Origin of the sequence: Tahibacter amnicola (assembly GCF_025398735.1) — a bacterium.
In the GTDB taxonomy this organism is placed as follows: domain Bacteria; phylum Pseudomonadota; class Gammaproteobacteria; order Xanthomonadales; family Rhodanobacteraceae; genus Tahibacter; species Tahibacter amnicola.
In genome coordinates this window covers 3,245,645-3,270,982 of sequence record NZ_CP104694.1, presented here as the reverse complement: position 1 = coordinate 3,270,982, position 25,338 = coordinate 3,245,645, and the positions used below count along the sequence as shown (strand labels likewise).

Sequence of the window (25,338 nt, the reverse complement as noted above, 5' to 3'; positions counted from 1 at the left end):
GGGCTACCCCTTCGCGTCCGCGAGAACGGCCGCGATCGTGCGTTCGACCAGCGCCACCTTGAACGCGTTGTCCGGCGTGGTTTTCGCGCCGGCGACCAGCGCGGCCGCTGCCGCCTTGGCGCCACCGGGCAACGCCTCGTCCGCTGCGTCCACCCGCCAGGGCTTGTGCGCCACGCCGCCGAGCGCGATTCGCCCGGTGCCGTCCTTGTGCACGATCACTGCCGCGGAGACGAGTGCAAACGCGTAGGAGGCGCGGTCGCGCACCTTGCGGTAAAACTGCTGACCGCCCAGCGGTCTCGGCAAAACCACCGCCGTGATCAATTCACCGGCGTCGAGCTCATTCTCCACCTGCGGCGTAGCGCCCGGCAGGTGGTGAAAATCGGCGATCGCGATGCGGCGCGTCGCACCATCGGGCCGCACCGTTTCGACGGACGCATCCAGTACGCGCATGGCCACAGCCATGTCGCTCGGATGCGTGGCAATACAGTGCTGGCTCGTACCGACGATAGCGTGATGCCGGCTGAAACCCGCCAGGGCGCCGCAGCCGCTGCCCGGCTGGCGTTTGTTGCACGGCTGGTGGGTATCGTAGAAGTACGGGCATCGCGTGCGCTGCAGCAGATTGCCGGCCGTTGTCGCCTGGTTGCGCAGCTGGGGCGATGCCCCGGCCACCAGTGCTCTCGTCAGCACCGGATAGTCGCGGCGCACGCGCTCGTCTGCCGCCAGGTCGGTGTTGCGCACGAGTGCGCCGATGCGCAAGCCCCCATCGGTAGTCGTTTCGATCTGGTCAAGCGCCAGCCCGTTGATGTCGATCAGATGCGTCGGCGTCTCGATCTGCAGCTTCATCAGGTCCAGCAGGTTCGTGCCTCCCGCGATGAACTTTGCGCCGGGATTGGCCGCAGCCGCTGAAGCGGCCGCCGCAGGCGAGTCGGCACGCACATAGGTGAAGGGAATCATCGCCTCACTCCGGCGACCTCGGCGATCGCATCCTGGATATTGGAATAGGCACCGCAACGGCAGAGATTGCCACTCATGCGCTCGCGGCATTCCTGCGCAGTCGGCGAAGCGGCGCGGGTGAGATCCGCCGTCACGTGGCTGGGCACACCCGCTTTCACTTCCTCGAGCATCGCCACCGCCGAGCAGATCTGCCCCGGCGTGCAAAATCCACATTGAAAACCATCGTGCCTGACAAACGCGGCCTGCATCGGGTGCAACTTCGCCGGCGTGCCCAGCCCTTCGATCGTGGTGATCTCGCGTCCTTCCTGCATCACCGCCAGCGTCAGGCACGACACGATGCGACGTCCATCGACGAGCACGGTACAGGCGCCACACTGGCCCTGGTCGCAACCCTTCTTGGCACCAGTCAGGTGCAGCCGTTCGCGCAACGCATCCAGCAAGGTGATGCGCGGATCCACCATCAGCTGGTGGTCCCGGCCATTCACCCGCAGCAACACATTCATCGTCGAGGGCGCATCCGGTGCGGCAGCCGTTGCCGACTCGGCGGCCATGGTGTCCGCTACCGTTTTTGTACCGCTCAAGAGGGTGCCGGCCGCTGCGGCCCCACCGGCCGCCGCGCTGGACTTGAGCCATTGCCGTCGACCGGGATTGAACGCGCTCATCGGGTCACCTGCCGGAATGCGGAGGGCTGCACCAGTCGTTGCGTATGCAATACCGCATACGCGACAGATGCCGCGTTGTAGCGCGTCGGACGTGAAATCGCGCTCAACGCCGTCGCTACGGCACAGGAATGTCCCGCCGCGATGCCCCGCCCGCGTCTGCCACCAGCCGCCGGGTCGCTTGCCGATTGCATGCCAGAGCCTGCCCGTCGGCTTTGACCAGGGCCGCCAACACCGTGACCAGGAACGGCAGCATCGCGGCAGGCGGCAGCGTGACGATCACCATCACCGCGACGACCAACACCGACGTCACCGGCCAGATCGTCAGCCAGGGCACCTTCCTGTTCGGCGCCGACGGCAATGGCACGAACGAGACCGCCGGCCTCACCGACGATCCGTCCCAGGGCGGCAGCACCAACGTTACCGGCTTTGTGGTCACGCCCACGCCGCCGGGGGCACTGTGTCGCACGGCGCTGTTCGACCTGCTCGCCCTCGTTGCCGTCACACGCCGGCGCGCCGGAACCCACTGATGTACCAGCGATGTAAAACCCAACGGCGCATTCGGGCGCCGTGGTGCTTTCGTCGGGAGAAGTGCCCACTTACGGCCGTTCGTGCAGAAACCAGCGCTGGGCGTGCAGCAGCGCCCGCGCGTGATTGCGCACCGACACGCCCGGAAGCAGCGTCGTGCACGGCGCAACCACATGCTGCTGCCACGCCAGTTCGAAGGCCGCCTCCGGCGTGGCCGGTGGCCGTGCCACGCCGAACTGGAGAATCGTTCCATAGTGCGCCACCAGCTCGGCGCCAAAACGCGCATGCCATTCCCGGAGCAAGGCCACGATCGTCTGGCTGTTGCAGCGGAGCGCACCAAACCAGTGAATATAGGCGGGCGCCTCCCAATGGCGCGCGGAGGGCAACAGCAACAGCGCCTGCTCCTCCGGCGGCGGTGCGAACCATTCCAGGTGGGCCAGGCCGTCGCCGGCCAGCTGCAAGGCATCGGTTCCGTTGCGCCGCTCCCACTCGAAAAACCAGCGCTCCAGCGCATGCTGGTCGTAGATCAGCTCGCGCAGCAGGAACTCGCCCGGATCGTCGACCACCGGCGCCTTCCCGAAGCGTCGGCGCGTCTCCGCCAGCGCCACGTCGAGCAATTCGAACAGGAAGCCCGTGGTGTCATCCGGAATCGCCGCCAGCGCCCCCGCCACATCGACGGCCTGTGCGGCCTGGAGGATGGTCTCCGGTTCGTCATCCCGGCGCCTGTCGCGTTCTTCCTCTTCGAAGTAGAAGCGGCTGAAGTAGTCCTCGCTCGCCACGACGCGGCTCCAGGCGCCGCTGCGGCCCGCGCCCACGAGCGTGAGCACCGGCCACCGGCCCGTGTCCCGGACCCGCTCCCGCGCACAGCGCCAGGCCGCCAGCGGATCGATGCCAGCGAGCTCAAACGCGACAACCGTCTCTGAGGTATCCAAAACCGCCACTTCCGCCAACGCCGCGCTTTCCAGCGGTGTTGCCTCAAACACGGATCGGATGTCGGCGGTGTCGGTCGGCATGGGCACTCCACGGCAACGCGGCGCTGACGCGCCCGCCAGCGGGCGCCGTCCACCCGATCATAGCCCCGGGAATCCCTACCGCAATACGCATCCGGCCGGGACGAAAAAATCCGCGGCCGCCGGAATTCTCGTCCTCGAGCCGCGCGCACTCGGCCCGCCACCTGAAAGCGTTCCCGCGGTGCCCAACAGGCGCAAGGCCTCCGAGCCGGCGCCCCCGCGGGATACGGCGGGAACTCGCGATCGTACCGGAGCTGGTTTCCCTGGCGGCCCGAAAACTGTCCACAATGCAGCATCGACCTGCCCGTGGGAGCGGCGCGTTCTGCCACGCCGCCGTCTCACCACCTGGGACGAAGGCCGCGTTTCAGCGCTGATTTCGACCCGATCCACCTGACAATCCGTCCACCTCGCACGCCCGGCCGCTGGACAGATCTTGGCTGTGGCTGCTCCTGCGCCTACGTCACACTGCAATGGCGGTTCATCGCAGTGGGCGATGCATCGCTCCTACCTTGATGAAGGAGTGTGTTCATGAAGAAGACAAGGAATGCGCGCAGGACGGCAGCTGGTGCTACGCCGCGCGTGGCAAGGCAGCAGGCCCGTTTGAGGTTCAACCCATTTCGCTACGCGATGCTGTCCGCGGCACTGGTGATTGCCGGCATCGCACCCGCTGTCGCCCTCGACGTTCCCGGCGCCCCGGTGGCCAGCGGACAAATGATCCATCCCGACGCGGCTGGCAAACAGACCCGCCCCACCGTCGCGACGGATGCGGACGGCGATACCGTGTCCGTCTGGTTTGAGAAGCCCACCACCGGGCGTCTGCTGATCCAGGCCCGCCTGTGGGATTCCGCAGGCCTGCCGCGCTCCGCACCGATCACCGTCAACAGTACCTTTGTATACGGCGACCAGTTTCCGGTCGTCGCCAGCGACGCCAACGGCGCGTTTGTCGTCGCCTGGAACACCGTCGGCGCCTGGGACAGCTGGTCCCACATCTACCTCCGCCGCTTCGATCGCAACGGGGTTCCTCTGGGTCCGGATGAACGGGTTGATGGTCCACTCTCACGCGATGCGGGCTCGGTGGCGGTCGCGATGAACGCCTCCGGCGCGTATGCGGTGGTGTGGCAGCACTATCCGGGTACCGGAAAACCGGAAATCCGGCTGCGCCGCTATGCGGCATCGGGCACACCGCTCGATGCGGAGCAATTGGTGGCTACCAGCACCGATTCGACCTTCGCCGCACCGCAGGTCGCCATGGATGACGCCGGCAACGCCACCGTCGTCTGGCGTGACGACCTGAACGACGGGGCGCAGGGCGACGTCTATCTGCGCCGCTTCACCGCAACGGGTGGCTCGAACCCGGCCATCCGCCTGAACTACTGGAACAGCGGTGATCAGCGCGATCCGCAGATCGCCATCGACGGTGCCGGCAATGCGGTCGTCCTCTGGTACAGCTCCGTGTACCGGAACCGGCCGACCATCGAAGGCCAGGCCGTCGACCCGAACGGCAACCGCGTCGGCTGGGGATTCACTGCGGCAACGACGCTCTCCTATCCGCAGGAAGGTCCGTCCAAGCCGGCCATCGCCATGGCACGCGGCACCGGCGAGTTCGTGGCCTCGTGGCTGCGGCGCGACGGCGACATCTACGCCCGGCGTTTTGCACCAGACACCACCCCTCGGGCCGAGGAAGTGCGCGTCTCCGACCCCCTGCGCGACAGCCACTACCCACGCTTGGCCGCCGATGCGGACGGCGATTTCGCGGTGGTGTGGCAGGACGATCCGTTTGCGGGTTCGTCAACCGATCTCAACAGCTGGATGCGCCGCTATGCGGGCAACCGGTCAACGGATCTGCGGCTTAACCTCACCGATGTCGTCGATCCTGTTCCCGCCGGCGAGGCCGTGCGTTATCGCGTGGAGGTGACGAACCAGAGCCTGCCAAGCCCCGTCGCCGGCGTGGGCGTCGCCACCGGCCTGATCGCCGCTTTCGCCCCACCGGCCGGCAGCAGCGTCATCGCCACCGTCGGCACCGACTGGTCCTGCGTCACGACGACCGACGTGCGCTGCAGCTATCGCCAGCCGCTGGCTCCCGGTTTCACCGCGCCCGCGTTGGAACTCACCGTTACCCCACCCGCCGGTGGCGGTTCGCTCAGCGCAACCGCCGTGGTCTCCGGCAACCAGTACGACGCCGTGTCATCCAACAACGGCGACAGCGAAACCACCGTCCTCCAGTAATCAACGCCTGAATCCGGCGGCGGGCACCACCCGCCGCCATTCGGCATCCACCCCGCCACGGCCTCGGAATTTTCCGAATCGTGGCTGACACGATTTGGTCTACTAGCCCGCCGACGGCGCTAACCGCCTATGGCCGCTCCGCATCCTTCCCGTCACAGCCTCGGAATTTTCCGGATCGTGGCTGACACGATTTGGTCTACTAGCCCGCCGACGGCGCTAAGGAAGGTCTGAACAAGTCCGACCCGATTGTGTTGAGATAGTACCCTCCCACACAAAGGCACGCGCATGGACCAGATGAGCTTCGGCGACTCCGAGTATGCGAGCAAGCGCAAACGGACCCGCCGCGAGGTGTTTCTGGCAGAGATGGAGCAGGTTATTCCCTGGACGATCCTGCTGAACTTGATCGAGCCGGTGTATCCGAAGGCTGGCAATGGGCGGCGACCGTATCCGCTGAAGGTGATGCTGAAGATTCATCTGATGCAGAACTGGTTCGGGCTGAGCGACCCGGCGATGGAAGAAGCGCTGTACGAGATCGCGTCGATGCGCCAGTTCGCGAGCCTATCGTTGACGAAGCCGATCCCGGACGAGACGACGATTCTCAATTTCCGGAGGTTGCTGGAAACCTACGAGCTGGGTGCCGAGATTCTGGCTCGAGTGAACGGCTATCTGTCGCGCAAAGGGCTGATGCTCAAGCGCGGAACGATGGTGGACGCCACGATCATCGCAGCACCGAGCTCGACGAAGAACGCCGGAGGTGAACGAGATCCGGAGATGCATCAGACGAAGAAGGGGAATGAGTGGTTCTTCGGCATGAAGGCGCACATTGGCGTGGATGTCGACTCCGGACTGGTGCACACGGTGACGACAACCGCAGCGAACGAAGCGGATGTGAATGAAGCGGAGTATCTGCTGCACGGCAAGGAAAGCGTGGTCTATGCCGATGCCGGTTACACGGGCGCGGACAAGCATTCGTCGCGCCGAGGATTGGACTGGCAGATTGCTCGTCGACGCAGCAGCGTGAAGGCAATGCCGGAAGGACGCCAGAAGCGTGCGATCGAGAAAGCGGAGAAGCGCAAGGCGAGTATTCGCGCGCGCGTGGAGCACCCGTTCCGTGTCGTGAAGCGTCAGTTCGGCTACGTGAAGGTGCGCTTCAAGGGACTGGCGAAGAACACGGCGCAGATCCTGACGCTGTTCGCGCTATCGAATCTGTGGATGGCGCGAAAGCGATTGCTGGCGATGACGGGCGAGTTGCGTCCGAAGGTGGCATAGCGCGTTAAAAAGGCTGCTATTTGCAGCCTTTGCAAAGCAATCTCGTTCGCTCTGAACCGATTTTCATCACCACCGGCATGCGACCGAGTCTTCAGACAAGCAGTTTTCGAGGCTTGTTCAGACTTTCCCTAACCGTCTATGGCCGCTCCGCATCCTTCCCGTCACAGCCTCGGAATTTTCCGAATCGTGGCTGACACGATTTGGTCCACTACCCGGCGGGCGGCGCTAACCGCCTATGGCTGCTCGGCATCCGTCGCAGCACACCATCGGAATTTTCCGAATCGTGGCTGGCGCGATCTGCGGGCACTCAGCGCAACCGCCGTGGTCTCCGGAAACCAGTACGACGCCGTGTCATCCAACAACGGCGACAGCGAAACCACCGTCCTCCAGTAATCAACGCCTGAATCCGGCGGCGGGCACCACCCGCCGCCATTCGGCATCCACCCCGCCACGGCCTCGGAATTTTCCGAATCGTGGCTGACACGATTTGGTCTACTAGCCCGCCGACGGCGCTAACCGCCTATGGCCGCTCCGCATCCTTCCCGTCACAGCCTCGGAATTTTCCGGATCGTGGCTGACACGATTTGGTCCTCTCCGCATCCTTCCCGTCATAGCCTCGGAATTTTCCGGATCGTGGCTGACACGATTTGGTCTACTAGCCCGCCGACGGCGCTAACCGTCTATGGCCGCTCCGCATCCTTCCCGTCACAGCCTCGGAATTTTCCGAATCGTGGCTGACACGATTTGGTCCACTACCCGGCGGGCGGCGCTAACCGCCTATGGCTGCTCGGCATCCGTCGCAGCACACCATCGGAATTTTCCGAATCGTGGCTGGCACGATCTGCGGGCACGATCTGCAGGGATCGACGCCGCGACCGGAACTTTCGTCAGTTCCACCCACATCCGCTATCCGGTAGATTCCGTGCGTATGGACAACAAGCCACGCGCTCCTTCCGACACACACCGATACACGCTCCTGCGCTATACGACGTGCATCGGCACCGCCTTCTGGGTGCTGGTCGTGGTAGCCGTTCTTGCTGATCCATTCACCCTGTTCTTTTTTACCTGGGCCCCGTTCGCACTGGTGGCGGTAGCCATTGGTGCGTTGACACTCGTCACAGGCGGTGTGCTCGCCGTTCGTCAGTCGATGGGATGGGCATTGGCGGCGCTGATGGGCGCGGCAGGCAGCGGGCTGGCGATCTATGCGCTTCTGCATCCTTCGCCGGGCGTTCCTTGCCACCTGTAGTGGTGGAGATCAACCGTATGGAAAACGTCTCTCCGGACAACAGCACCGCCGCGCCACGTGCACTGCTGCGATGCACCGCAGGGGTGGGTGCGGCTGCCTGGTTGCTGTACGCCATCGCGCTGCTTGTCGCTGATTCGGAGCAGACAGCCATCCTGCTGCTGCCTCCCTATTCGCTCCTGGCGGGTCTGGTCGGCGCGATCACCCTCGCCACCAGCGCCACCCTGGCGGTCAAACAGTCGCTGGCGTGGATTGCGGTTGCCCTGGTTGGTGTGGCCGGCTGCGGGCTGACTCTGCTTTTGCAGCTGTTCCTGGTCAGCCTGCCGGGCTGACCGCGGGCGCGCTGGACGGCCGATGTCTATACTGGCCCCCGTCGACGCCTAACCTGCCTGAACACATGGTCAGCCCCCCAAGCCCCCGCCGGCCCATCTCCGTCGGACGATGGGCCTTCGAACTCGCCGTCTATCCGCTGCACAAAGGCCTGATCCTGGGATTGGCCACACTCGCCGCCACCTACATGGCGCCAGACGTCACCCAGCTGTTCTTCACCACCGCCATCATGGCCATGATGGGGTTCCATGCGATGACGGCGACCGCGCTGGGCAACTACCAGTGGCCGTCCCTGCGCGACATGGACACGAACAATCGCGCGGCCTGGTACGGCGTGGGCATCCTGGCTGTCCTCAGCCTGGTGGTGCGGGGCTATTACGTGACCGATTGGAGCTGGGCCTGGTCGCGCTATGTCCGCTGGATCGACTTCGGCTTTGATCTCACCGTGCTCACGGTCGTTACCGGCATGCTTCTGTCGCTGGGCCTGGAAGGCAAGCTGCATCGCGCGATCAATCCCTGGACCTGGATCAAGCTGCTCGCCGGCGCACCCCGGGAGTACCTCAAGATCGTCGGCGTACTCGTCGTTCTGCAATTGTGGACACGCGTACCGCTTGAAGCCCTGGCGAAGCCGGCGCTGGCCACCTGGATCCGCTGGTTCGGCGTCTATTACATCGCCATGGCCGCCTTCCACGCCATCGGCCGCGTGATTCATGAACATCATGAAACACTCGGCTATCGCAGCGGCGGATCGACCGATGACGAGCCCTCGCTGGTCGACTACGCCGCATCACGGGCCGCCGTCGCCGCCACTTGTCTCGTCGCCGCCTCCGACAGCGATTCGGATGCTGACGACTACGAACCTTCAGAACCCGACAAGCGGCGCGACGATACCCCGCAGCGCCCGTCCGTGAAGGACACTCCCCGCGCCACGGCCATTCCGGATGTCGCCGCCGACGATCCCGAAGCGCGCGTTCTCAACCATGTCGCAAAGCTGCTGGCACAGGGCGATACCGCCAGCGCCCGCGACAGCCTGTGGTACTTCCTCAGCCGCAACACCGCCAGTGAAGCCACGCATCGCCAGTACCGGGAAATCCTCGTCGCACGCCGGGAAACAGCTGAGCTAGTCCGCCACACCGGCCTGTGGATACCCCAACTGCTCTCCCGCGGCCGCGACAAAGTCGCCCTGGCATCGCTGAAAGAAGTGCTGGCACTCAAACCGGATTTCTACCTCGACAACCCCGCATCGACCACCCGGCTCGCCCGCTACGCCGCATCCCGAAAAGAGGCCGCACTCGCCGAGCACCTGCTGGCCCGCTTCCCGCAGCAATTCCCCGGCCACGACGATATTCCCGCCAATCTCCTGCTGCGCGCCGAAGTACTGAGCCAGCAACAGGAACGTCGCGACGACGCCCGCGACCTGTTGCTCGCCTTCCGTCGCGACTATCCGCTGCATGTGCATACCGCAAAGGCGGAAGCGTTGCTGGCGGGACTGGGCAGTGCGTGAGCAACGCGCCCGATTGCCGGCAATCATTGCCCCATAAACGCAGCATGTTTCGCCGTCGATGCGCGTTCACCCCCGGTAACCGGGGCTACGAAAGCTCCCTGTAGCCCGATACGCACCCGATGAGAGAAACGCCCGACTTCAGGCAGATAGTCCGACGAGTACGGGGATAACCAGCCCTATCGTCCTTCCGAGAACAGCGGAGGTACTGCCGTGTCCGCCACTGATGGTGTCGTGAATCCGTCCGCATCAGGCGTCCCGCCCACGACCAGCGAGCTGTCGGCTCCCGTGCCGGAAGCGTCTTCCAAGACCAGTGTGCCGTCACCACCTCCCCCTCGCCGATAGACCTCAGGAAGGCCGAGGCCGAATACCTCAAGCTCGAAGCCGAGCGCCGCCAGATCGAAGCCGAGACACATCAGCACTCGCCGCTGGACCTGAAGAAGACCGAGGCGGAATTCCTCAAACTCGAAGCCGAGCGCCGCAAGGTCGAGGCCGAGACGGATCATCAGTTGTTGTTGAACAAGTATTGGTGGGTGCGTTGGGCGACAGCGGGTGTAGCGGCGGGGTTGTCGCTATCGGCGATCCTGCTTGGCGCTGCCAATGCCCAGTTCACGGCAATGCGTGACGTCAACGCAACGCTAAAGCTGCAAAACGACGAGCTCAAATCAGGTCTCGCTGCGGAGAAGGAACGGCTGGAGCGCGATGAGAAGCGCTTTCTTTCCATTAGGGCCGAGACACAGGCGTTGACCAGCGAACTGGCCCAGAAACAGGACGCTCTTGCGCTGAGCGAAACCGCTCGCAAAGCAAGCGAAGCCACACTGGCGCGCGTGCAACAGCAGATCGTCAGCCTGGGGAAGTCCAGCGGACCCGCTGGCAACGAACTGGCCGAGGCGGCAACCAAACTGGACAACGAGCGCCAGCGCGCCAACAAGCTCGAAAGCGACCTGCAAGTCGCACGCGCCGACGTATCAGCCGCCATTCAACGGGCGAAAATCGCCCAATGCAGCGCCATCGTAGAAACGGTAACAAGAACACACCCGAAACCGGGCGAACGCCTCAGCGACTGGATCACTGCGACCATGGAGCTGTACGCCCCCTTGAGCGACTTCTCCGCCCAAGGCGACCGCACGAACCGACGTGCGACTGAGCTTGGTCTCTCGTCCGGCGAAACGGCGATCGGCGCGATCGCGATTCCCTACGACAAACCCATCATCTTCACCAGCAACGCCGTCAAGTTTCTTCAGAACGGCAAGATGACGGAAATCACGTATGACGCACTGAAGAACGCGGATATCGTCGTCGCCGAAAGAAAGCTGCAACTGGGAAGAGATCACTACTGGAATCTCGCCAATTCCGATTTCACACCATGGCACGCCCGCATCCTCGTCGTACAGCTGCAGCAACTCCTGCGAGCGTGCGATACCTCAACGTAAGCACGACGTCCATTCGTCGCCGTCAGACGCAACCGCTCCGTCTTGAGCACCCTTACACATCACCCCCACCGCGCACTTCCCCCCAAAGGCGCCCCACCATGCCCATCCCCCAACCGGCCTTCGGTGAAGCCTACGTCAGCTCTGTCGACGCCGCATCCAGGAAGCTGACCATCACGGCAGCCTCCTACCCGCTCACCATTACCCAGGGGTCCGCGTCGGGCGACGTGGTGACGATTCCCGCGGATCACGACCTGGTGCTGCGCGCCGATCGCGTGATCATCAAAGGGGCCATCAGGTCGCCGGGGCGCTCGATCACGATCTATGCGCGCGTGGTGGAATCGGATGACGGATCGATCATCACCAGCGGCGTGAGCGGTACGGCGCCGCCACCACCGGAGCCGATGGATTCGCGCGTGCCCAGGCCCGGCACCGACGAGCGATACACCAAGAAGGGTGGCCAGGGCGAACGGGGTATCGATGGGCACCATGGCGCAACCGGTGATCCGGGCAAGCCGGGTGGACCGATCACACTCTTCGCCGGCGAGTTGCGCGGCAAGCCGTTGGTGCTGCAATCCAACGGCGGCAACGGCGGTGCGGGCCAGGGCGCGCAGGCCGCGGTCGCGGGCGCGCGCGGTGGCAAGGGCGGCGATCCCGCCGGGAATCCCCGCTACAACCCCGCAGGCGATGGCGGTGACGGTGGGGATGGCGGCAACGGCGGCAATGGTGGCCCGGGCGGCGCGGGCGGTGCCGGCGGAAAGATCACTGTGCGCGTGCTGCGCAACTTCACTGCATCGCAGGTTCAGGTGCAAGCCAAGGGCGGATCCGGCGGTGCGGGCGGCGCTGCCACCAACGGCGCCGCCGGTGGTGAAGGCGGGCGCGATGGCGAGCACGGCGATGACGGCCCGCGCACCAAACCTGGCAAGCGCGGCGAAAACGGTCGCAACGGCACTGCCGGCGCGCAGGGCGCAACACCCGCCCCCACTACGGCCGAAGTACGCGCGGCCAGCGCGGCGGACCTGAAAGATGGCGTCAACGCCCCACACCTGCAGATGATCCTGCGCCTGGCCAATCTGCGCCTGCTGCTGCGCGACGAGAACCGGCAGGAAATCGCCAGCATGCTCGCCTACGTCATGGACCTGGCTGCCACGAAGACGGCCGACCCACAGGTCGCCGCCGCCTTGCAACGCGCCAACGCCCTGCTCTTCCAGACCGCCCGCGGCCTCGATCCCCAGGGCCACCCGCAGAATTTCGCACCGCGCCTGGATATCGAAACCTATCGCGCCAACCTCGATCGCTTCGTCAGCAGCTTCAAGGGCCTGCGCGATGAGTACCAGAAATACTTCAACACCCAGAGCACGCGCGAGCAGCGCATCCAGGGCCTTTCCGAAATCCGCGAAAAAGCCGCTGCGCTGCTCAATGATCTCGATGCGCAGTCGAAGGAAGGCCTGGAGATCGCCGAAGGCCTGATCAAACTCACCGACGTGGCGCAGCAACGCGCCGGCACGCAGCTGCTGAAATGGCGCCAGAAGCTCAACGAATTCGAAGCGCAGCTCAAGCAGGTCGCCAAGGAGAAAGCCTGCGTCCTGGATACGCTGGACGCCCTGGTCAAGGGCTTCGACGCCCTCACACTGACCGGCGATGCCACGGTGAAGAAGGTCGCCGGCTACGCCCACGATGCGAAGAAGCTGATCGACGGTGCCATCCCCGCCGAACTGAAACCCGCGGCGCTGGAAAAAGCCATCAGCAAGCTCGAATCGCTGGGCGACAGCGTCAGCGACGTGGCCAGCGCCTACAAGCAGAACAAAGATCTGATCATCAGCCAGACCGATCCCAACGCCTACAAGCTGATGGTGAGCCAGGCCCAGCTCAACAGCATCCTGGAACCCTACCTCAGCAAGTTCGGCACCGCCGTCGAGCTGAAGGCCGCGATGGATGACTACGTCAAGCTCGTGCAGACACGCAATGACCTCATCCTGAAATTCAACGAACAGATCGCCGCGCTGGCGGGCGTGAAAGCGCGCCACGCGGAAACCACCGCGCAGCGCGCGCAGGCCGAGAAGCTGCTGCAGGAAAAGGCCGACCCCATCGGCGTGGAGTTCTGTACCTTCGCCGGCAACGCCTTCCATGCCAGCAAGGAAATGTGCGTCGAACAGCTCTACCTCACCTGGAAAGCCGCAGTGTTCTACTCGCTCGACCGCAGCTTCGATGTGTTCGAGCGCATCCGCACCATGGGTGCACGCACCGACCTGGATTGGGCCGCCTTCAAAGCCGGCGCCGACGCCGTAGTCAAGCACCTGCAGGAAGCAGAAGAGAAATTCAGCGCCGACGTCATCCCCTACCCGCGCAAGGAAGAAGACGAAGGCATCATCGTCACCATCAAAGACCAGGCCTCACTCGCCGCGCTACGCGCCAACAAGCGCGTGATCGTGCATCTCACCCCCGCCTTCTCCGAATCCGCCATCGTCGACAATCCCTTCGCCGGCCTGGCCGATTGCCGCGTCACCCGCGCCCGCGCCTGGTTGGTCGGCGCCACCACCACCGACAAGAAGATCGCCCTGTACCTCACCCACACCGGGCTCGACACGATCGTTGACCGCAAGAGCAAGGCGCTGGACTTCATCCACCGCGAAGTGCCCACGCGCCTGGTCTACAAGACCGACGAGCCGAAGAAGATTGAAGGCGGCGATATCCGCCTGCCCGGATCGAAATATGCCGCCGTGGGGCCGTTCACGGATTGGCGGGTTTCGATTGATCCGAACGAGAATCGGGGGCTGGATCTAAGCGGGCTGACGGAGATCCGGCTGGAGTTTCATGTGACGCATAGGGTGTTTGAGGGGAAGGTGATGGTGGGGAACTGCGATGCACGCGCGGGAACGGTTATCGCGGTCGAAGCCTGAACATTACCAATCCTCCCACCAAAGCGATTCCTTGCAAGCGCCATCTCAAGCCAGTTGTTCAATTGGAGTCGCTCATGGACTTCAGTAGCGCGATAAAACCGGACGTGTACCGCGTTTTAGTCGTAATACTCGTTCCGGGCGCCATAGTTTCCCTGCCACTGATCTATGTCGTTTGGCCAGAGCTGATGCTCCCAACAACATGGTCAACCCTAGCGCTTCCAACATCAGTTACCCTGTTCTTTGCATGCCTCACGGCCGGCGCCCTGTTGGAAAATGTTGGCTCCGTGATCGAAGTAGCTGTATGCGACAAGTGGCTTGAACGTCATCACAAGGAACTTCATCAAAACTGGGAAAAATACCTCCAACAGAAGGTCAACGACGAAATCGTGGGACAGCGATATCTAAGGTATTCGTTGATACGGTTCAAGTTCGAGCTTTCAATAATGCCCGCACTTCTGATTTCGTGCTGCATTCTCAGCATCCAGTCCATCTACTCCAACGATGATCTCCGATGTCGCATCTTAGTGGCGTGCTGCGCGGAGCTTATTGTCGCAATCTGTATTCGGATCGCAATTAACGAAAGTGCTCTTTTGATGGCGCGAACAAGGAAAATCGTCATAGACGCGCTTGCGGACAACCAACCACCTCCGAATACCTCCGAAAAATCCGTCCGATGACACACCCCATCTTGGGCATTTTCTGAGACCCCACTCCACCCAACTCGAACGTTCTATGCCGATCAATATTGCCTTCGGACGCGCGAGCTGTAGCGCCAGCGCACACCCGAAAGGACACCCAGCAGGTTCCGAACACGAAGCGACGTAAGTTGCGCGAGACAGAAGTCGGTGCGAGAACGGTTCGCACGTGACGAGCTAGCAGCGACGCAGAGTTGGACATCAGAGAAGCCTTCGACAACACAAACAGGTTGCGCAGGCGTTCATCGCAGCTACTCGGCACGGTGTGGGTCCGTCCGATACGCAGCTATGCCGCTCCGTTCGTGGACGCACTGAATTCCGCATTGACGTCCAGCCCCCTCATGCGCAGAATCCCCCCGCTGCCGCCAATTCGGCAGCCCAGGATTGGCCTCCTGGAGAGCACGGCGCACCAAAGCGCCCATCCGTCGATGTCGGCGCTTTTTTTGCGTCCGGCATCGTCGGCTGGGCGCCCTATTGCCCCCTATCTTGCTTTCAATGGCGGGCGGCGCTTGGCAGCAGAAATGCTGGCCGGAACGTGTTCCCGGTAGGCCAACCAGGCGTCGTCCGTCACCGTTTCGGGTCCGGTGACGGGTTATCCCCTCGTCCAGGACTCAACGATGTCGATCTGCATGGAAAGTCCGTTCGCGCATCGCGAACGTTGTACGCGCAGTGATACCCGACGCATCCGCCGTGCCGCTGGCCGGCGGATGCGTGACCTCCCTTCCCCGTCGCGGAGGGAGTACCCATGAATACCTCCCCGGATAGCGCGGCTGCTGGCAACTTCAGCATGGCGGATGTGCTCGTCAATGCATTTGAAGCCGATGCCGAGGGTGCCGACACCATTGCCGAAACGGCGCGCGACGGCCGCGACCAGGCCCTGGCCGACCTGCACACCCTGTCGCTGATGTTGCGCGCGCTCAAGAGCGGCCACTGCGTGAGCGGCGACACCCTGATGCAACGCGTCGGGTCACTCGTGGCGCATCTCACCGATCAGGTGGAAGCGTTGACGACGCTGGAATCGCACGCTCGGTATCGGCGCGAAGAAATTGACCGGGAGACGCGCGCATCGGAAATGGCTGCGTTGGCCGCGTAGTCCCGTTTCCCGATTTCGGTAGCGCGCATTCGCCCGTTACCTTCACGCCCCCATTCGACGGACGAATGCCATAGGAAGCCTCGTCGAACGTTCCCGTCGCGGTAGACGGCCATTCCGGAAACGCCGGATACCGCGCCGAAACCAACGACGGTGTTTCCGGTGACATTCGCCATTGAAACCCGATTCGACGTTGCAACAACCCGCTCGCGACGGGTTGGCGGATGGGCATGCTGACGAGCATGACCTCGCCCGCACCGGCAACGTCTCATCGGAGGTACACGCCGTCCCCGCGGCCGCGGCAGACGGGATTTCCACGCTGACCTGCGCGCAGTTTTCTCTTCACCCGTGCGGCGGAATTGCCGCACGGGGTGTTGGTGCTTGACCGCTATCGCCCGGGTTCACCCGGAGTGAATCTGCGTCGACGTTCAAGTGTGCCTCGCAGAACGGCGGCAAGATCATGCAGCAACCCGCCGTTCACCCCGGGTGCGCTGCGCTTACCCGGGCTACAGGGAGCTGCGGTCAGTTCTTAACCGATGTCCGGTGCATAAGCACGACGCAATCGGCAACACCCACCGTAAGCAGCGATCGATCATTTCTCGCTTCTAGTCGACACGACACCATAGTCGTCGACCTTGATCGCCCGTGGCTGGCAGTAATTGTTCTCCGAGCTGCCCGGCGCACACCCCATCAGAAGCACCTGCTTTGGACTCTCAGCCGCCTGCACGTCTGTCACCACAAGCTGCCGCAATTGGCCAGCGGCAATCACCCAGACGCCAACGGCGATGACGCCCAGCAAAAAGTCTGTCTTCCGGGAACCAGTCATGATCACTCTCCCAATGACGCCCGTCGACGAAATGGCGACGGGCGAACGTGCAACTGGCAGTTGATCTTGTTTCTGGCGCATTGGCGAACATCCTCTCATCAACGATGCTGAGCCGCCGGCCGGCATACAGGTAGCCCTTTTACTCAACCCCGTCCGCAAATATCACATCCCCGACATTGAACCGCTTCTCCACCGTCTTCGACTGGTACGTCGCGCGCCACTTCCACACGCCCGCCGGTGCGCCACCGGGCAAGGTGTACCACCAATACCAGTACGAGGCCGCGTAATACGGGTCGGCGGTCGCGTTGGCCATGTCGAAATTCCACGACGCAAATGTCGAGCCATCCGGTCGAAGGATGACGAAGTTTGTCACTTGTCCTGCGCGCTGGTCGCGATAGTTCGCAACGAAGTACACCATCTGCCCTGCCAGGAAGGCATTGTCGTAATTGGGCGTCTCGGCCACCGGATTCGGACAATTCGGACTGGGATACACCGGCGGTCCGGAATGCGTCGCCAGTTCATTGATCGCTGAATCGTAATAGGCGGGCTGCTGCGCCCACTGCGTGACGCCCGCGCGGCAGGCACCGGCATAGGGCTCCTGGATCTGGTAGTTGCTGACGGCCGTGTGATTCTCAAAATGCAGGTGCGGCCCGCTGGAGAATCCGGAACTGCCGACCTTTCCCAGGTACTCGCCCGCCGCGACCGTCGACCCGACCGACTTGCTGGTCGGCGATCCGAGCTTCATATGCCCGTACCACGCCACCGAACCATCCGGATGCTGGATATAGACGGCATTCCAGTCGGCCGAGTAGTTGTTCGGGCAACTGCGATCATTGAAACCATCGCTCTTGCCGATGATCGTGCCCGCTGCCGCCGCGACGACGTCGATGGATGACTGATCCATCATCCGCCAGCTATAGGGCCACAGGAAAATATCGATGCCCCCGTGGTTGTACACCGGCGGGCCAGGCAGATCGTAGGTGCGCGTGCCGCAGTTCCAGTCGAGCAAGGCGCCCGAGGCGCTGTTCAGGTCGACGAAATTGGAGACGCCGTGATATCCCGGGCTGCGGTAGCTGGCGACCGGCTTGAGTGGCCAGAGCAGGCCCGATTGCAACGGCACCGCTGGCGGCAGCGGCAGATCCTTCAGCTGCCCTTCGCGACGCAGGCGGTCGACGTTCTGCGCCAATTCCGCATCGATCCGAGCCCGCTGCGCGGGCGTGATGTCGTCCCACGCCGGCATTGGTGCCGGACCACCGCCATCCGGTGGTCGCGCCACCGCCATCGTCGCCATCCCTATGCCCAGAAGCAGCCAGGAGCTCCGCATGACGATTCCCCGTGCCCGAGTCGCCTTACCGAACTATACGCCACCCCGTGGAATGTGCCATGGAGGCATTCCAAAGTACGGATGCACACGCGACGTGAACCATTGCGGCTCGACTAGAATCCGACGGCTTCCCGCGTTGGCGCAGTGATGTGGAGATGTTGATGTCGTTGTCGAGGTTGGTTCAGACGGTTCGCACGTATTACGACAAAGCCATGATTCGTGCGGGACTACGCCGCGCGCCCTCCGTGTCGCACTGTACGTTTCCCTGGAAGTGGCTGGTGGTAACGGAAAAGGGCGATGTCATGCCCTGCTGTTTTACCAACGAACCCATTGGCAATCTGCGCGACCAGAGTGTCGATGAGGTCTGGAACGGCAAAGCCATGAAGACGCTGCGCCGGCGCATCACACAGGGGCGTGTCCATCCACTATGTGCCCGCGCTGGCTGCGCCTACCTGGCATCGCGGCCGGACAAGGACGGCGTTCCCGTCGGATATACCCGCCCGCAGCTGACGGAGTCAGAGGCCGTATCCTTCGACGATGCCGCCTATCTGGCGAACAATCCCGATGTAGCCGCCGCTGTCGAACGCGGCCTGCTCGCCGACGGGCTTGATCACTACGCGCAGTTCGGCAAGGCCGAAGGGCGGCAATTCCCCAACATCTCGAACGTCCGCAATACGCTATCGCCATCGGCGCAGGCACTGATCTCGTACAGCCGCGGCGAAGCGGTTGTTACGCATGCGCCGACCCAGGTGGTGCTGGGTGTCACGACGCAATGCAACCTTACCTGCGTAATGTGCCCGCACGGCGTGGGCACGATTGCCGACCCACAACACCTGCCGGAAAGCACTGTCGAGAAGCTGATGCCGTCCCTTCGCAGCGCCCGCTGGATCGAGCTGGTCGGCATTGGCGAACCCTTGCTTTCACCGGCCTTCTGGACGGTGCTTGCGGAGAAGCAACTCGCGCCGGATGTCTACATTCGCTCCAACTGCAACGGCTACCTGCTCGTCCAGCCCTATATCGACCGGCTGCTGGACTCGCCGCTTCGCGAAATCAGCATCTCGCTCGACGCTGCCACGGAGGAAACCTACCGGCGCATCCGTGGTGGCGACTTGCGCCGCGTCATCCGCAATCTCAAGGCTCTCACTGCGCGGCGACGCGAACGCGGTTCGTCGCAGTTGAAGATCCACGTGAACATGACATTGATGCGCACCAATATTGCCGAAGTCGCGCGCGTGGTTTCGCTGGCCCGGGAATGCGATGTCGACGCCGTGCACCTGTCGCAGCTCTCGCGCTTTCCGCATATTCACGACTGGCGCGTTACCCGCGGCGATTGGGTTTTCGACTACGCCGCCGAAATGCTCGACTACGACGCGGACGCGGCACGCCAACCGATTCGCGATGCCCTGGACGCCGCGGCGAAACTGGAGATGCCGCTCGTACTGCAGAATGGGACAAGTGCTTGGCAATGACGCACCGCCCTACGTTTCACGCCTCTCCTTCCGCCTGATACCGGCGCGATGACTCCGCCCAGGTCAGCAACGGCGCCCTTATCCGACCGGCGTCCAATGGAACGCCCTGCCGCGGATCGATCAGATCCAGCTTGAATCCGCGCCCGTTCACGTCAACGTCCTGCACGATCACATCCAACGTGGCCGATCCGTCTTTGCGTGCCACGAACCAGTGGATATTGCCCTCCTCCTCACCGATCGCGGCACTGAAACCCGGTTCCGCGATCTGGTCCAACCGCGGCCGGATGATCAATGCGTCTGGTTCGGTTCCCAGGCGGTCAAAGGTGCGGACATGCAGATCGCCCGCCACCACCGCATGCGCCGACAGCATGCCGCGGTGCCCGTGCGGCGTAATCACCTGGCCGCGCGCGAAGACGAAGTAGGCCACCGCAAAGCGCGCCTCCGCGTACCGGCCGTCCACATCGGCGAGGCGGACAAACGTCTTGGCGGGGTCTTTCTGATCGTGCTTCATCGCCTGCAACGCACGGTCGAACTGCAACGCCGGCAACCATTCCGACAACGCCACCGACGTATTCAGCGCGTCAATCTGCTGCCGCCACACATTCGCCTCGATCGCGCCCTTCTGCACCTGTTGCCCCAGGGTGCTGACCTGTTCAAGCCACTGCCGCACATCATGCGCACCAGCGACGCGCGGGCTTGCCATGAGGAGCCGCGCATGACCGAGGGCAAGGGCCAGTACGGAAACATCCGCCAGGAAGCGGCGGCGGCTGAGGGATGGGGTGTCGGACATGGAGAGGGTTCGGAAGCCACGGTGGACCAATGATCCGACACCCGGTATGGCGAAACGGTGGCGGGCCGGAGCCAATGCACTGGCACTACACCCTACTGCCAGTGTCGCCCGCGCAGCTGTTGGGCGATGTCGTCCACCGAGCCGTAGGTGCCCAGCAATTCCTTCAAGTTGAAAAAGCGCGCACCCTGCATCCCGCCGGCCGACACCTTTTCAAAGCGCGTGGGTGCCATCGAGCCACAGAAGAACCGGTGGCCCGTTTCAATCTCGTAGCCGCACAGACGTCTGGCGTCGGCGATCGTGGCAATGATCGATTCGTCGTAGCGATCGGTGAGCTCGCCGTCGCGAAGATGCCTGGTTAGCACACCGTCCCGCCAGTCCGCGTCAAAGACGCTTCTGACATCCATCACGGCAACCACTGCCTTCTGGTGATAGATGCCGATATAGGAGTGATTCGAGTAGCCGCGATCCGATGGCTGGAAGTAGATCTGGTGCGCCTGGTTGATCGCCACGCTCTTGCCGCAGGGAACCACGCGCATCAGGTCGCGCGACTGGTCGAACAGCCCCGTATCATTGCAATACGCGACATAGTCGTCTGCCAGCTCGAGGATGGATTCCTCGTGCGGCTTGAACAAGTCCTTGAGCGCACGACAGATGGATTCGTACGTGATGTTGCGTACGACGACTCCAGACGTATTGCCCAGCTTGGCCAGGTCATCCGCCTGCGCTCGTGTGACAGGTACCTTGGTCAACAGGAGCAGGATTTTCAATGTCTCGGTCGTGAAGCCCGCAGCGTGTTCGCGCAACTGCCGGAAATCCACCGGCGCGTCGACCTTTGCCTCCACCAGGATCTTGAAGCTGCGTTGCAGGATCACGCCATCAGGCACGGAATCGTCCTTCCGCACTTGCTGCGAGATCTCCACGCCGATCTCCACCAGCTCGCCCGTCAACTCTGACAGCAGGCGCGATGCCGCGCGCGGCGAATACGCATTGATCCGGGAGATCAGCTGCAGCGTATTGTTGGTTACGGTGTTCTCCAGCGTCGCGTATCGCTGGAAATGATGAACACGCGACATGTCTGCACTCCTTCTCTCAGTGACACTGGCCTCGCGACCACCATCGTCCCGAACTGCACACGCAACAACACCCTCATCCCTCCAACCGATAAACCAGCCGATTAATCCTCAACAGCGGCTGCTCGGCCGCGTACGGCATCTGCGAATACAGCGTGATCGCGATGTGCCATTGCGCCTTCGTCCTGACTGGAGCAGTCTTTGCCAGCCAGAACTCCAGCGTGGTGGCTAGTTTCGCGCTGGTATCCGCCGTGATGGGCTGGGTGGGTACTACGGTGACCGGCACTTCCGTCGCCAGTGCAGCCGGCCCCTCTGGAGAGATCAGGGGATAGCTGTAGGACACCTGCATCTGGATCTGCTGACCCAACGAACTGCCGCCACACAGCGCGGTAAGTACGGCGTCCAGGGCGGACTGGATCGTATCGCCGTAGTCAGTGATATCGAAGTCCTGCGACCACGTGTTGAAGGGCGATACGGACGGTGAGGAAACGGGAGCAGGCATGATGGCAGGCGGCAGCACCGCGGCACCCTCGCTGCCTGTTCCGTCGTCGCGATGACCCGCAAGTACTGCGCCTGCGTTCTGCGTACTGGCGACATCAAGGCTTCGCCAGGTCAAGCCGATGCGGGCGAATGCCGCCGCGGGTACGGCGGGATCAAAACAATAGGTACGCACATCGCCATCGCCGGTGCCAGATCCAAGATCGACGAGGGTGTCCGGTGGGCCGTAGGTGGCGCACGGCCACATCGCGTTACCCGCACGGCGCAATTCCAAGGCCTGGATCGATTCTTCGTTTCCGCTGTAGATCAGCCGTGCTGTCAGAAACAGGTCGACGCGCTGCGGCACGCCGCTGCCCGCGCTTTCCGGCGGTGCGATGTTGAAAGAAGCGATGATCTGCACGAAGTCCTGCGCGGCATGCGAGTGCTGGTAGCGCAGCTGGTAGCACCACTGGGCAGCTTCCCGCAGGTCCGACGCACCCTGCGGACTCGCAGCCTGGCTTTCGATGACCGGCGGCGCCGGCTCCAACAACGCAGATGCAATCGCAGAGGCTGGCATGCGGGCATTCCTGTCGGGATGTTTGTGGAAGTATAGACAGGCCGCTCACCGCTGTTGCGGCTTGCGTCAGCGGGACACCCCGGAAAACGGGTTGGTGCGTCCGAGATTGTTGACGTAGGAAATACCCAGCCCTTTCAGCAGGAGATTCCGAAACGCTTTCCCCGCCGGATATGCAATACCCGCCCGCCGTGCAGAGCCAAACAACAGATAAGCCATCCGGTTGAACCAGCCAGACGGAGTGCTCATCAAGGTCAACACGCGGATAGCGTCGGCCCCGTAGTACAGCGCCCCGCGCACCTTCAGCACCATGCCCTGGTCGATGTCCAGGCCCGCGGCGGTGATTTCATCCATCAGCGCGCCTGGTTGCCGGGCGTCAACCAGATACAGCGCTCCGGCCGCCCGCGTGATGCGCACCCGACGGCAATAGGCCCGGCAGATCGGGCATTCGTCATCATAAACGAGCCAGACAGCGTCGCTTGTTTCATTCGTTTGCATGGCTTTCTCCAAAGAGCCCGGAAATCGGTTGGCAACCGGCCGGCAGATGATTAAGCTTGCAGCTAGTTAACTAATTAGTTAATCGTTGATCAATGGCGCAGATTGACGCAGGCGCCTTCCAGAGGACTCCCCATGCCCACAATCGACAACACCATCTATGACCGGGTAGCAGACACCTGGTGGGAGCAGGACGGTTTCATGGCGCTGCTACGCACGGCGGTGAACCCGCCACGCCTGGCCTACTTCACGCGCGTTCTGGCCCGGCAATCGCGAAACACCCGTGAGATGCGCCTGCTGGATGTCGGCTGCGGCGGCGGCCTGCTGGCGGAGGGGTTTGCCCGCCTCGGGTGCACCGTCACCGGGATCGATCAGTCAGTACCCTCGCTGGTCGCGGCGCGGGCGCATGCCGCAGCGAGCGGATTGTCGATCGACTATCGGGAGGGCACTGCCGAGCAACTTCCTTTTGCCGATGCATCATTCGATATCGTCAGTTGTTGCGACGTACTTGAACACGTCGACGACGTCGGCACCGTGATCGCGGAAGTCGCACGCGTCCTGAAACCGGATGGCGTTTTTCTCTTCGATACGATCAACCGCACGCTGCGCAGCTACCTCGTCGCCATCAAGCTGGCGCAGGACTGGTGGCCCACGCGAATGGTGCCGCGTGATGTGCATGTGTGGCGCCAGTTCATTCGGCCAGACGAGCTGGCGGCCCATCTGAACCGGCACGGATTGGAGCTGGGCGATCTCAAGGGCCTGGCGCCACCGGCGAAGCCGCTCACCGCGCTACGTGCATGGATCCAGCACAAGCGCGGTCGCTTGACCTTTGCGCAGATGGGCGAACGGTTGGCCCTTGTCGAGAGCGGCAACCTGGCGATCTCGTATATGGGATTTGCAGCAAAGCGTGTGACGAGCCGCTAGGCAGACGGATATGCCCGTAGCGTGCGGTCACCGGCGGTGACCACACGCTACGCGAGATCTTCGTAGTGCGTGGTCGCAATGCGACCGCACGATGGGGCTTGGGCGCGCAGAACACCGCTCTCTGGTGTCACACACGCCATTGCAAAGGCAGCCGCTTACCGGCAAACCCCGCGCGAATTCGAACCGCAGGTGCGTCCGTCGACCCACAACGCGCCGTCAAGCACAGCGTCGCTGAACTCGGTATTGGTGATGTCCGCATGCCGCAGATTGGCGCCCTGGAGCTGGGCGCGGGTGAAATCGGCGTTGGTCAGGTCGGCGCCCTGCAGATCCGCATTGCGGAAATCGGCAGCGATCAGCGAGGCGTTGGTAAACGCGACGCTGGCCAGTTTACGACCCGAGAAATTCGTGCCATCCAGCTCGCCATTGACGTAGCTGACTTCCGATGAACCCTGCGCCGACGTGGTGCTGGCCGTCGAGCGGATCTGCACGCCGTTGCGCGTTGATACGTGCGTGGTGGTGACACTGTCGCCGGTATCGGTTTCGACAACGGTCTCCTCGCCGATCGATTGCACGGACGTTGCGCCGCCGGAGGCATGGTTGACGGCATTGCCGGTGACCACTGTCGTCACACTGTGGTTACCCGTGGCATCGCGCTTTGTCGTGGTCTGCACGCTGGACGTTCCGGGCGCAGCTTTCGACGTTGCACGTACCGTGGTGCTTCCATTCGCTCCGGCGCGGACCTTCGCGGCGTCCGTAGTGACGTTGGCTGACGCATCGCGACTGTCGATCCGGGTCGTGCCGGCGCTGACGCTGGCGCCTGCGGCAGAGGTGCTGATATGCGTGCCGGGGGCGGTTATCTCGACCTGGTCGCCCTTGATTTCGATGCTCTGGGCATTGGCGAGGGCGGGCAACAGCAACAACGCGGTGAATGCGATTTTCATGAAGGGCTCCCATGGATAAAGCAAAGCGTGTGATCCATCCAGTGGGTCATCGTCAATTGCGGCACATTCGTGCCACTGGCGAGCCCGACCGCCATGCCCCCTTCACCTGCTCACGGCGCCACGCATTCCACAAGAATAGTTCGCTGGACTGTGGAAGAGTGTGATCCAGGCGTGAAGTGGCCGTTAGTCCGCGGCAACATCGCGACAGGCTTTCCGGTCACGGAACAATCGCCAGCGCTCGGCCGACGCCGTGGCCTTGCCGTTCCCGGCCAGTTCCAGCACCACCGTGGTGTTGGCAGGCACGGCCCGGAGCGTACGAATCTGGCCGAAGCCCGACCGGGATAGCCTCATCGCGGCCGGGAACCGCGAGGCTGAAGCCCCTCCCCGATCATTGGGCACGCGTTCCTGGAGAATCCACACGAATGTGACGTCGCGTCGGCTCGCCACCATCTGCTGAGTGTGCTTGATCGCGGAAACCAGCTGCGGTGAACACGCGGCCGCGAAATCACGTTTTGCGCGTGGGCCCAGCGTCAGCTTTCCGCCCTCGTCGGCGATGGCCGGGCTACTCGCCCGAGGCGCCAGGAGCAGGGGCCCTCTCGAAGACCCGGCACGC

The 25,338-nt window shown here is 63.2% G+C and carries 23 protein-coding genes; 12 read left to right on the top strand and 11 right to left on the bottom strand.

The features are described from left to right. Positions 1 to 3: 3 nt before the first annotated feature. The gene (locus N4264_RS13625; protein ID WP_261692804.1) at positions 4 to 954 is read right to left on the bottom strand and encodes an FAD binding domain-containing protein; all 951 of its coding nucleotides are present in this window, start codon (positions 952 to 954) and stop codon (positions 4 to 6) included. After that, complete coding sequence (paoA, locus tag N4264_RS13620) at positions 951 to 1,616, bottom strand: aldehyde dehydrogenase iron-sulfur subunit PaoA (RefSeq protein ID WP_261692803.1); 666 nt, start codon at positions 1,614 to 1,616, stop codon at positions 951 to 953. Before paoA ends, N4264_RS13625 begins: the two co-directional genes overlap by 4 nt. Before the next feature lie 233 nt (positions 1,617 to 1,849). Between paoA and N4264_RS13615 the strand changes: the two genes are divergently transcribed. After that, the gene (locus N4264_RS13615; protein WP_261692802.1) at positions 1,850 to 2,143 is read left to right on the top strand and encodes a hypothetical protein; all 294 of its coding nucleotides are present in this window, start codon (positions 1,850 to 1,852) and stop codon (positions 2,141 to 2,143) included. 69 nt (positions 2,144 to 2,212) lie between these two features. Here the strand turns inward: N4264_RS13615 and N4264_RS13610 are convergent, their stop codons facing one another. Continuing rightward, positions 2,213 to 3,154, bottom strand: coding sequence for a DUF4253 domain-containing protein (locus tag N4264_RS13610; RefSeq protein WP_261692801.1), 942 nt, complete (start codon positions 3,152 to 3,154; stop codon positions 2,213 to 2,215). Positions 3,155 to 3,679: 525 nt separating this feature from the next. Between N4264_RS13610 and N4264_RS13605 the strand changes: the two genes are divergently transcribed. The 5 genes from N4264_RS13605 to N4264_RS13585 all read left to right on the top strand — a co-directional run bounded on the left by N4264_RS13605 (position 3,680) and on the right by N4264_RS13585 (position 9,723). After that, positions 3,680 to 5,377 (top strand): DUF11 domain-containing protein, encoded by a 1,698-nt coding sequence (locus N4264_RS13605; RefSeq protein ID WP_261692800.1) that lies wholly within the window; start codon positions 3,680 to 3,682, stop codon positions 5,375 to 5,377. A gap of 285 nt (positions 5,378 to 5,662) precedes the next feature. Further along, on the top strand, positions 5,663 to 6,646 hold the full coding sequence (locus N4264_RS13600; protein ID WP_261692799.1) for an IS5 family transposase: 984 nt from the start codon (positions 5,663 to 5,665) through the stop codon (positions 6,644 to 6,646). 730 nt (positions 6,647 to 7,376) lie between these two features. After that, on the top strand, positions 7,377 to 7,892 hold the full coding sequence (locus N4264_RS13595) for a hypothetical protein (RefSeq protein WP_261692798.1): 516 nt from the start codon (positions 7,377 to 7,379) through the stop codon (positions 7,890 to 7,892). Positions 7,893 to 7,909: 17 nt separating this feature from the next. Further along, positions 7,910 to 8,221 carry a hypothetical protein gene (locus tag N4264_RS13590; RefSeq protein WP_261692797.1) on the top strand — a complete coding sequence of 104 codons (312 nt, stop codon included), beginning with the start codon at positions 7,910 to 7,912 and terminating at the stop codon, positions 8,219 to 8,221. A gap of 65 nt (positions 8,222 to 8,286) precedes the next feature. Then, positions 8,287 to 9,723, top strand: coding sequence for a hypothetical protein (locus tag N4264_RS13585; protein ID WP_261692796.1), 1,437 nt, complete (start codon positions 8,287 to 8,289; stop codon positions 9,721 to 9,723). Positions 9,724 to 9,899: 176 nt separating this feature from the next. Here the strand turns inward: N4264_RS13585 and N4264_RS13580 are convergent, their stop codons facing one another. Next, positions 9,900 to 10,226 (bottom strand): hypothetical protein, encoded by a 327-nt coding sequence (locus N4264_RS13580; protein WP_261692795.1) that lies wholly within the window; start codon positions 10,224 to 10,226, stop codon positions 9,900 to 9,902. Positions 10,227 to 10,229: 3 nt separating this feature from the next. Between N4264_RS13580 and N4264_RS13575 the strand changes: the two genes are divergently transcribed. From N4264_RS13575 to N4264_RS13560, 4 genes are all read left to right on the top strand, one after another. Beyond that, positions 10,230 to 11,153, top strand: coding sequence for a hypothetical protein (locus N4264_RS13575; protein ID WP_261692794.1), 924 nt, complete (start codon positions 10,230 to 10,232; stop codon positions 11,151 to 11,153). Between the two features lie 98 nt (positions 11,154 to 11,251). Continuing rightward, positions 11,252 to 14,050 carry a hypothetical protein gene (locus tag N4264_RS13570; protein WP_261692793.1) on the top strand — a complete coding sequence of 933 codons (2,799 nt, stop codon included), beginning with the start codon at positions 11,252 to 11,254 and terminating at the stop codon, positions 14,048 to 14,050. A 74-nt stretch (positions 14,051 to 14,124) separates the two neighbouring features. Then, positions 14,125 to 14,727 (top strand): hypothetical protein, encoded by a 603-nt coding sequence (locus N4264_RS13565; RefSeq protein WP_261692792.1) that lies wholly within the window; start codon positions 14,125 to 14,127, stop codon positions 14,725 to 14,727. Between the two features lie 763 nt (positions 14,728 to 15,490). Next, positions 15,491 to 15,838: a hypothetical protein gene (locus N4264_RS13560; protein ID WP_261692791.1), complete on the top strand. Its 348-nt coding sequence runs from the start codon at positions 15,491 to 15,493 to the stop codon at positions 15,836 to 15,838. A gap of 589 nt (positions 15,839 to 16,427) precedes the next feature. Here N4264_RS13560 and N4264_RS13555 read toward each other — a convergent pair. Together N4264_RS13555 and N4264_RS13550 are read right to left on the bottom strand one after the other, a co-directional pair. Beyond that, entirely contained in the window at positions 16,428 to 16,661 is a 234-nt protein-coding gene (locus tag N4264_RS13555; protein WP_261692790.1) for a hypothetical protein, read from the bottom strand. 139 nt (positions 16,662 to 16,800) lie between these two features. Next, on the bottom strand, positions 16,801 to 17,985 hold the full coding sequence (locus tag N4264_RS13550; protein WP_261692789.1) for a M23 family metallopeptidase: 1,185 nt from the start codon (positions 17,983 to 17,985) through the stop codon (positions 16,801 to 16,803). Between the two features lie 155 nt (positions 17,986 to 18,140). On the opposite strand from N4264_RS13550, the gene N4264_RS13545 reads away from it, so the two are divergent. Beyond that, positions 18,141 to 19,454 carry a radical SAM protein gene (locus N4264_RS13545; RefSeq protein WP_343231960.1) on the top strand — a complete coding sequence of 438 codons (1,314 nt, stop codon included), beginning with the start codon at positions 18,141 to 18,143 and terminating at the stop codon, positions 19,452 to 19,454. Positions 19,455 to 19,470: 16 nt separating this feature from the next. On the opposite strand, the gene N4264_RS13540 is transcribed toward N4264_RS13545, so the two are convergent. The 4 genes from N4264_RS13540 to N4264_RS13525 form a co-directional block, all read right to left on the bottom strand. Next, positions 19,471 to 20,244, bottom strand: coding sequence for a cupin domain-containing protein (locus N4264_RS13540; protein WP_261692788.1), 774 nt, complete (start codon positions 20,242 to 20,244; stop codon positions 19,471 to 19,473). A gap of 92 nt (positions 20,245 to 20,336) precedes the next feature. Beyond that, positions 20,337 to 21,317 carry a hypothetical protein gene (locus N4264_RS13535; RefSeq protein ID WP_261692787.1) on the bottom strand — a complete coding sequence of 327 codons (981 nt, stop codon included), beginning with the start codon at positions 21,315 to 21,317 and terminating at the stop codon, positions 20,337 to 20,339. Positions 21,318 to 21,390: 73 nt separating this feature from the next. Further along, positions 21,391 to 22,368, bottom strand: a complete 978-nt coding sequence (locus N4264_RS13530; protein WP_261692786.1) for a hypothetical protein — start codon at positions 22,366 to 22,368, stop codon at positions 21,391 to 21,393. Between the two features lie 66 nt (positions 22,369 to 22,434). After that, a complete protein-coding gene (locus N4264_RS13525; RefSeq protein ID WP_261692785.1) occupies positions 22,435 to 22,863 on the bottom strand; it encodes a DCC1-like thiol-disulfide oxidoreductase family protein in 429 nt (142 codons plus the stop codon). A 132-nt stretch (positions 22,864 to 22,995) separates the two neighbouring features. Here N4264_RS13525 and ubiG point away from each other — a divergent pair, with 132 nt between their 5' ends. Next, entirely contained in the window at positions 22,996 to 23,784 is a 789-nt protein-coding gene (ubiG, locus tag N4264_RS13520; RefSeq protein WP_261692784.1) for a bifunctional 2-polyprenyl-6-hydroxyphenol methylase/3-demethylubiquinol 3-O-methyltransferase UbiG, read from the top strand. A gap of 155 nt (positions 23,785 to 23,939) precedes the next feature. Here ubiG and N4264_RS13515 read toward each other — a convergent pair whose 3' ends face one another. Further along, positions 23,940 to 24,725, bottom strand: a complete 786-nt coding sequence (locus N4264_RS13515) for a pentapeptide repeat-containing protein (RefSeq protein ID WP_261692783.1) — start codon at positions 24,723 to 24,725, stop codon at positions 23,940 to 23,942. Between the last annotated feature and the right edge of the window lie 613 nt (positions 24,726 to 25,338).

Excerpts from the sequence above, each read along its gene's own strand:
- N4264_RS13565 (WP_261692792.1), top strand. The coding sequence starts at position 14,125 with ATGGACTTCAGTAGCGCGATAAAACCGGACGTGTACCGCGTTTTAGTC.
- N4264_RS13530 (WP_261692786.1), bottom strand. The coding sequence starts at position 22,368 with ATGCCAGCCTCTGCGATTGCATCTGCGTTGTTGGAGCCGGCGCCGCCG.
- N4264_RS13545 (WP_343231960.1), top strand. The coding sequence starts at position 18,141 with ATGTTGATGTCGTTGTCGAGGTTGGTTCAGACGGTTCGCACGTATTAC.
- N4264_RS13525 (WP_261692785.1), bottom strand. The coding sequence starts at position 22,863 with ATGCAAACGAATGAAACAAGCGACGCTGTCTGGCTCGTTTATGATGAC.
- ubiG (WP_261692784.1), top strand. The coding sequence starts at position 22,996 with ATGCCCACAATCGACAACACCATCTATGACCGGGTAGCAGACACCTGG.
- N4264_RS13585 (WP_261692796.1), top strand. The coding sequence starts at position 8,287 with ATGGTCAGCCCCCCAAGCCCCCGCCGGCCCATCTCCGTCGGACGATGG.
- N4264_RS13580 (WP_261692795.1), bottom strand. The coding sequence starts at position 10,226 with ATGATCCGTCTCGGCCTCGACCTTGCGGCGCTCGGCTTCGAGTTTGAG.
- paoA (WP_261692803.1), bottom strand. The coding sequence starts at position 1,616 with ATGAGCGCGTTCAATCCCGGTCGACGGCAATGGCTCAAGTCCAGCGCG.
- N4264_RS13540 (WP_261692788.1), bottom strand. The coding sequence starts at position 20,244 with ATGTCCGACACCCCATCCCTCAGCCGCCGCCGCTTCCTGGCGGATGTT.
- N4264_RS13555 (WP_261692790.1), bottom strand. The coding sequence starts at position 16,661 with ATGACTGGTTCCCGGAAGACAGACTTTTTGCTGGGCGTCATCGCCGTT.
- N4264_RS13515 (WP_261692783.1), bottom strand. The coding sequence starts at position 24,725 with ATGAAAATCGCATTCACCGCGTTGTTGCTGTTGCCCGCCCTCGCCAAT.
- N4264_RS13560 (WP_261692791.1), top strand. The coding sequence starts at position 15,491 with ATGAATACCTCCCCGGATAGCGCGGCTGCTGGCAACTTCAGCATGGCG.
- N4264_RS13605 (WP_261692800.1), top strand. The coding sequence starts at position 3,680 with ATGAAGAAGACAAGGAATGCGCGCAGGACGGCAGCTGGTGCTACGCCG.
- N4264_RS13570 (WP_261692793.1), top strand. The coding sequence starts at position 11,252 with ATGCCCATCCCCCAACCGGCCTTCGGTGAAGCCTACGTCAGCTCTGTC.
- N4264_RS13625 (WP_261692804.1), bottom strand. The coding sequence starts at position 954 with ATGATTCCCTTCACCTATGTGCGTGCCGACTCGCCTGCGGCGGCCGCT.
- N4264_RS13590 (WP_261692797.1), top strand. The coding sequence starts at position 7,910 with ATGGAAAACGTCTCTCCGGACAACAGCACCGCCGCGCCACGTGCACTG.
- N4264_RS13550 (WP_261692789.1), bottom strand. The coding sequence starts at position 17,985 with ATGCGGAGCTCCTGGCTGCTTCTGGGCATAGGGATGGCGACGATGGCG.
- N4264_RS13600 (WP_261692799.1), top strand. The coding sequence starts at position 5,663 with ATGGACCAGATGAGCTTCGGCGACTCCGAGTATGCGAGCAAGCGCAAA.
- N4264_RS13610 (WP_261692801.1), bottom strand. The coding sequence starts at position 3,154 with ATGCCGACCGACACCGCCGACATCCGATCCGTGTTTGAGGCAACACCG.
- N4264_RS13535 (WP_261692787.1), bottom strand. The coding sequence starts at position 21,317 with ATGTCGCGTGTTCATCATTTCCAGCGATACGCGACGCTGGAGAACACC.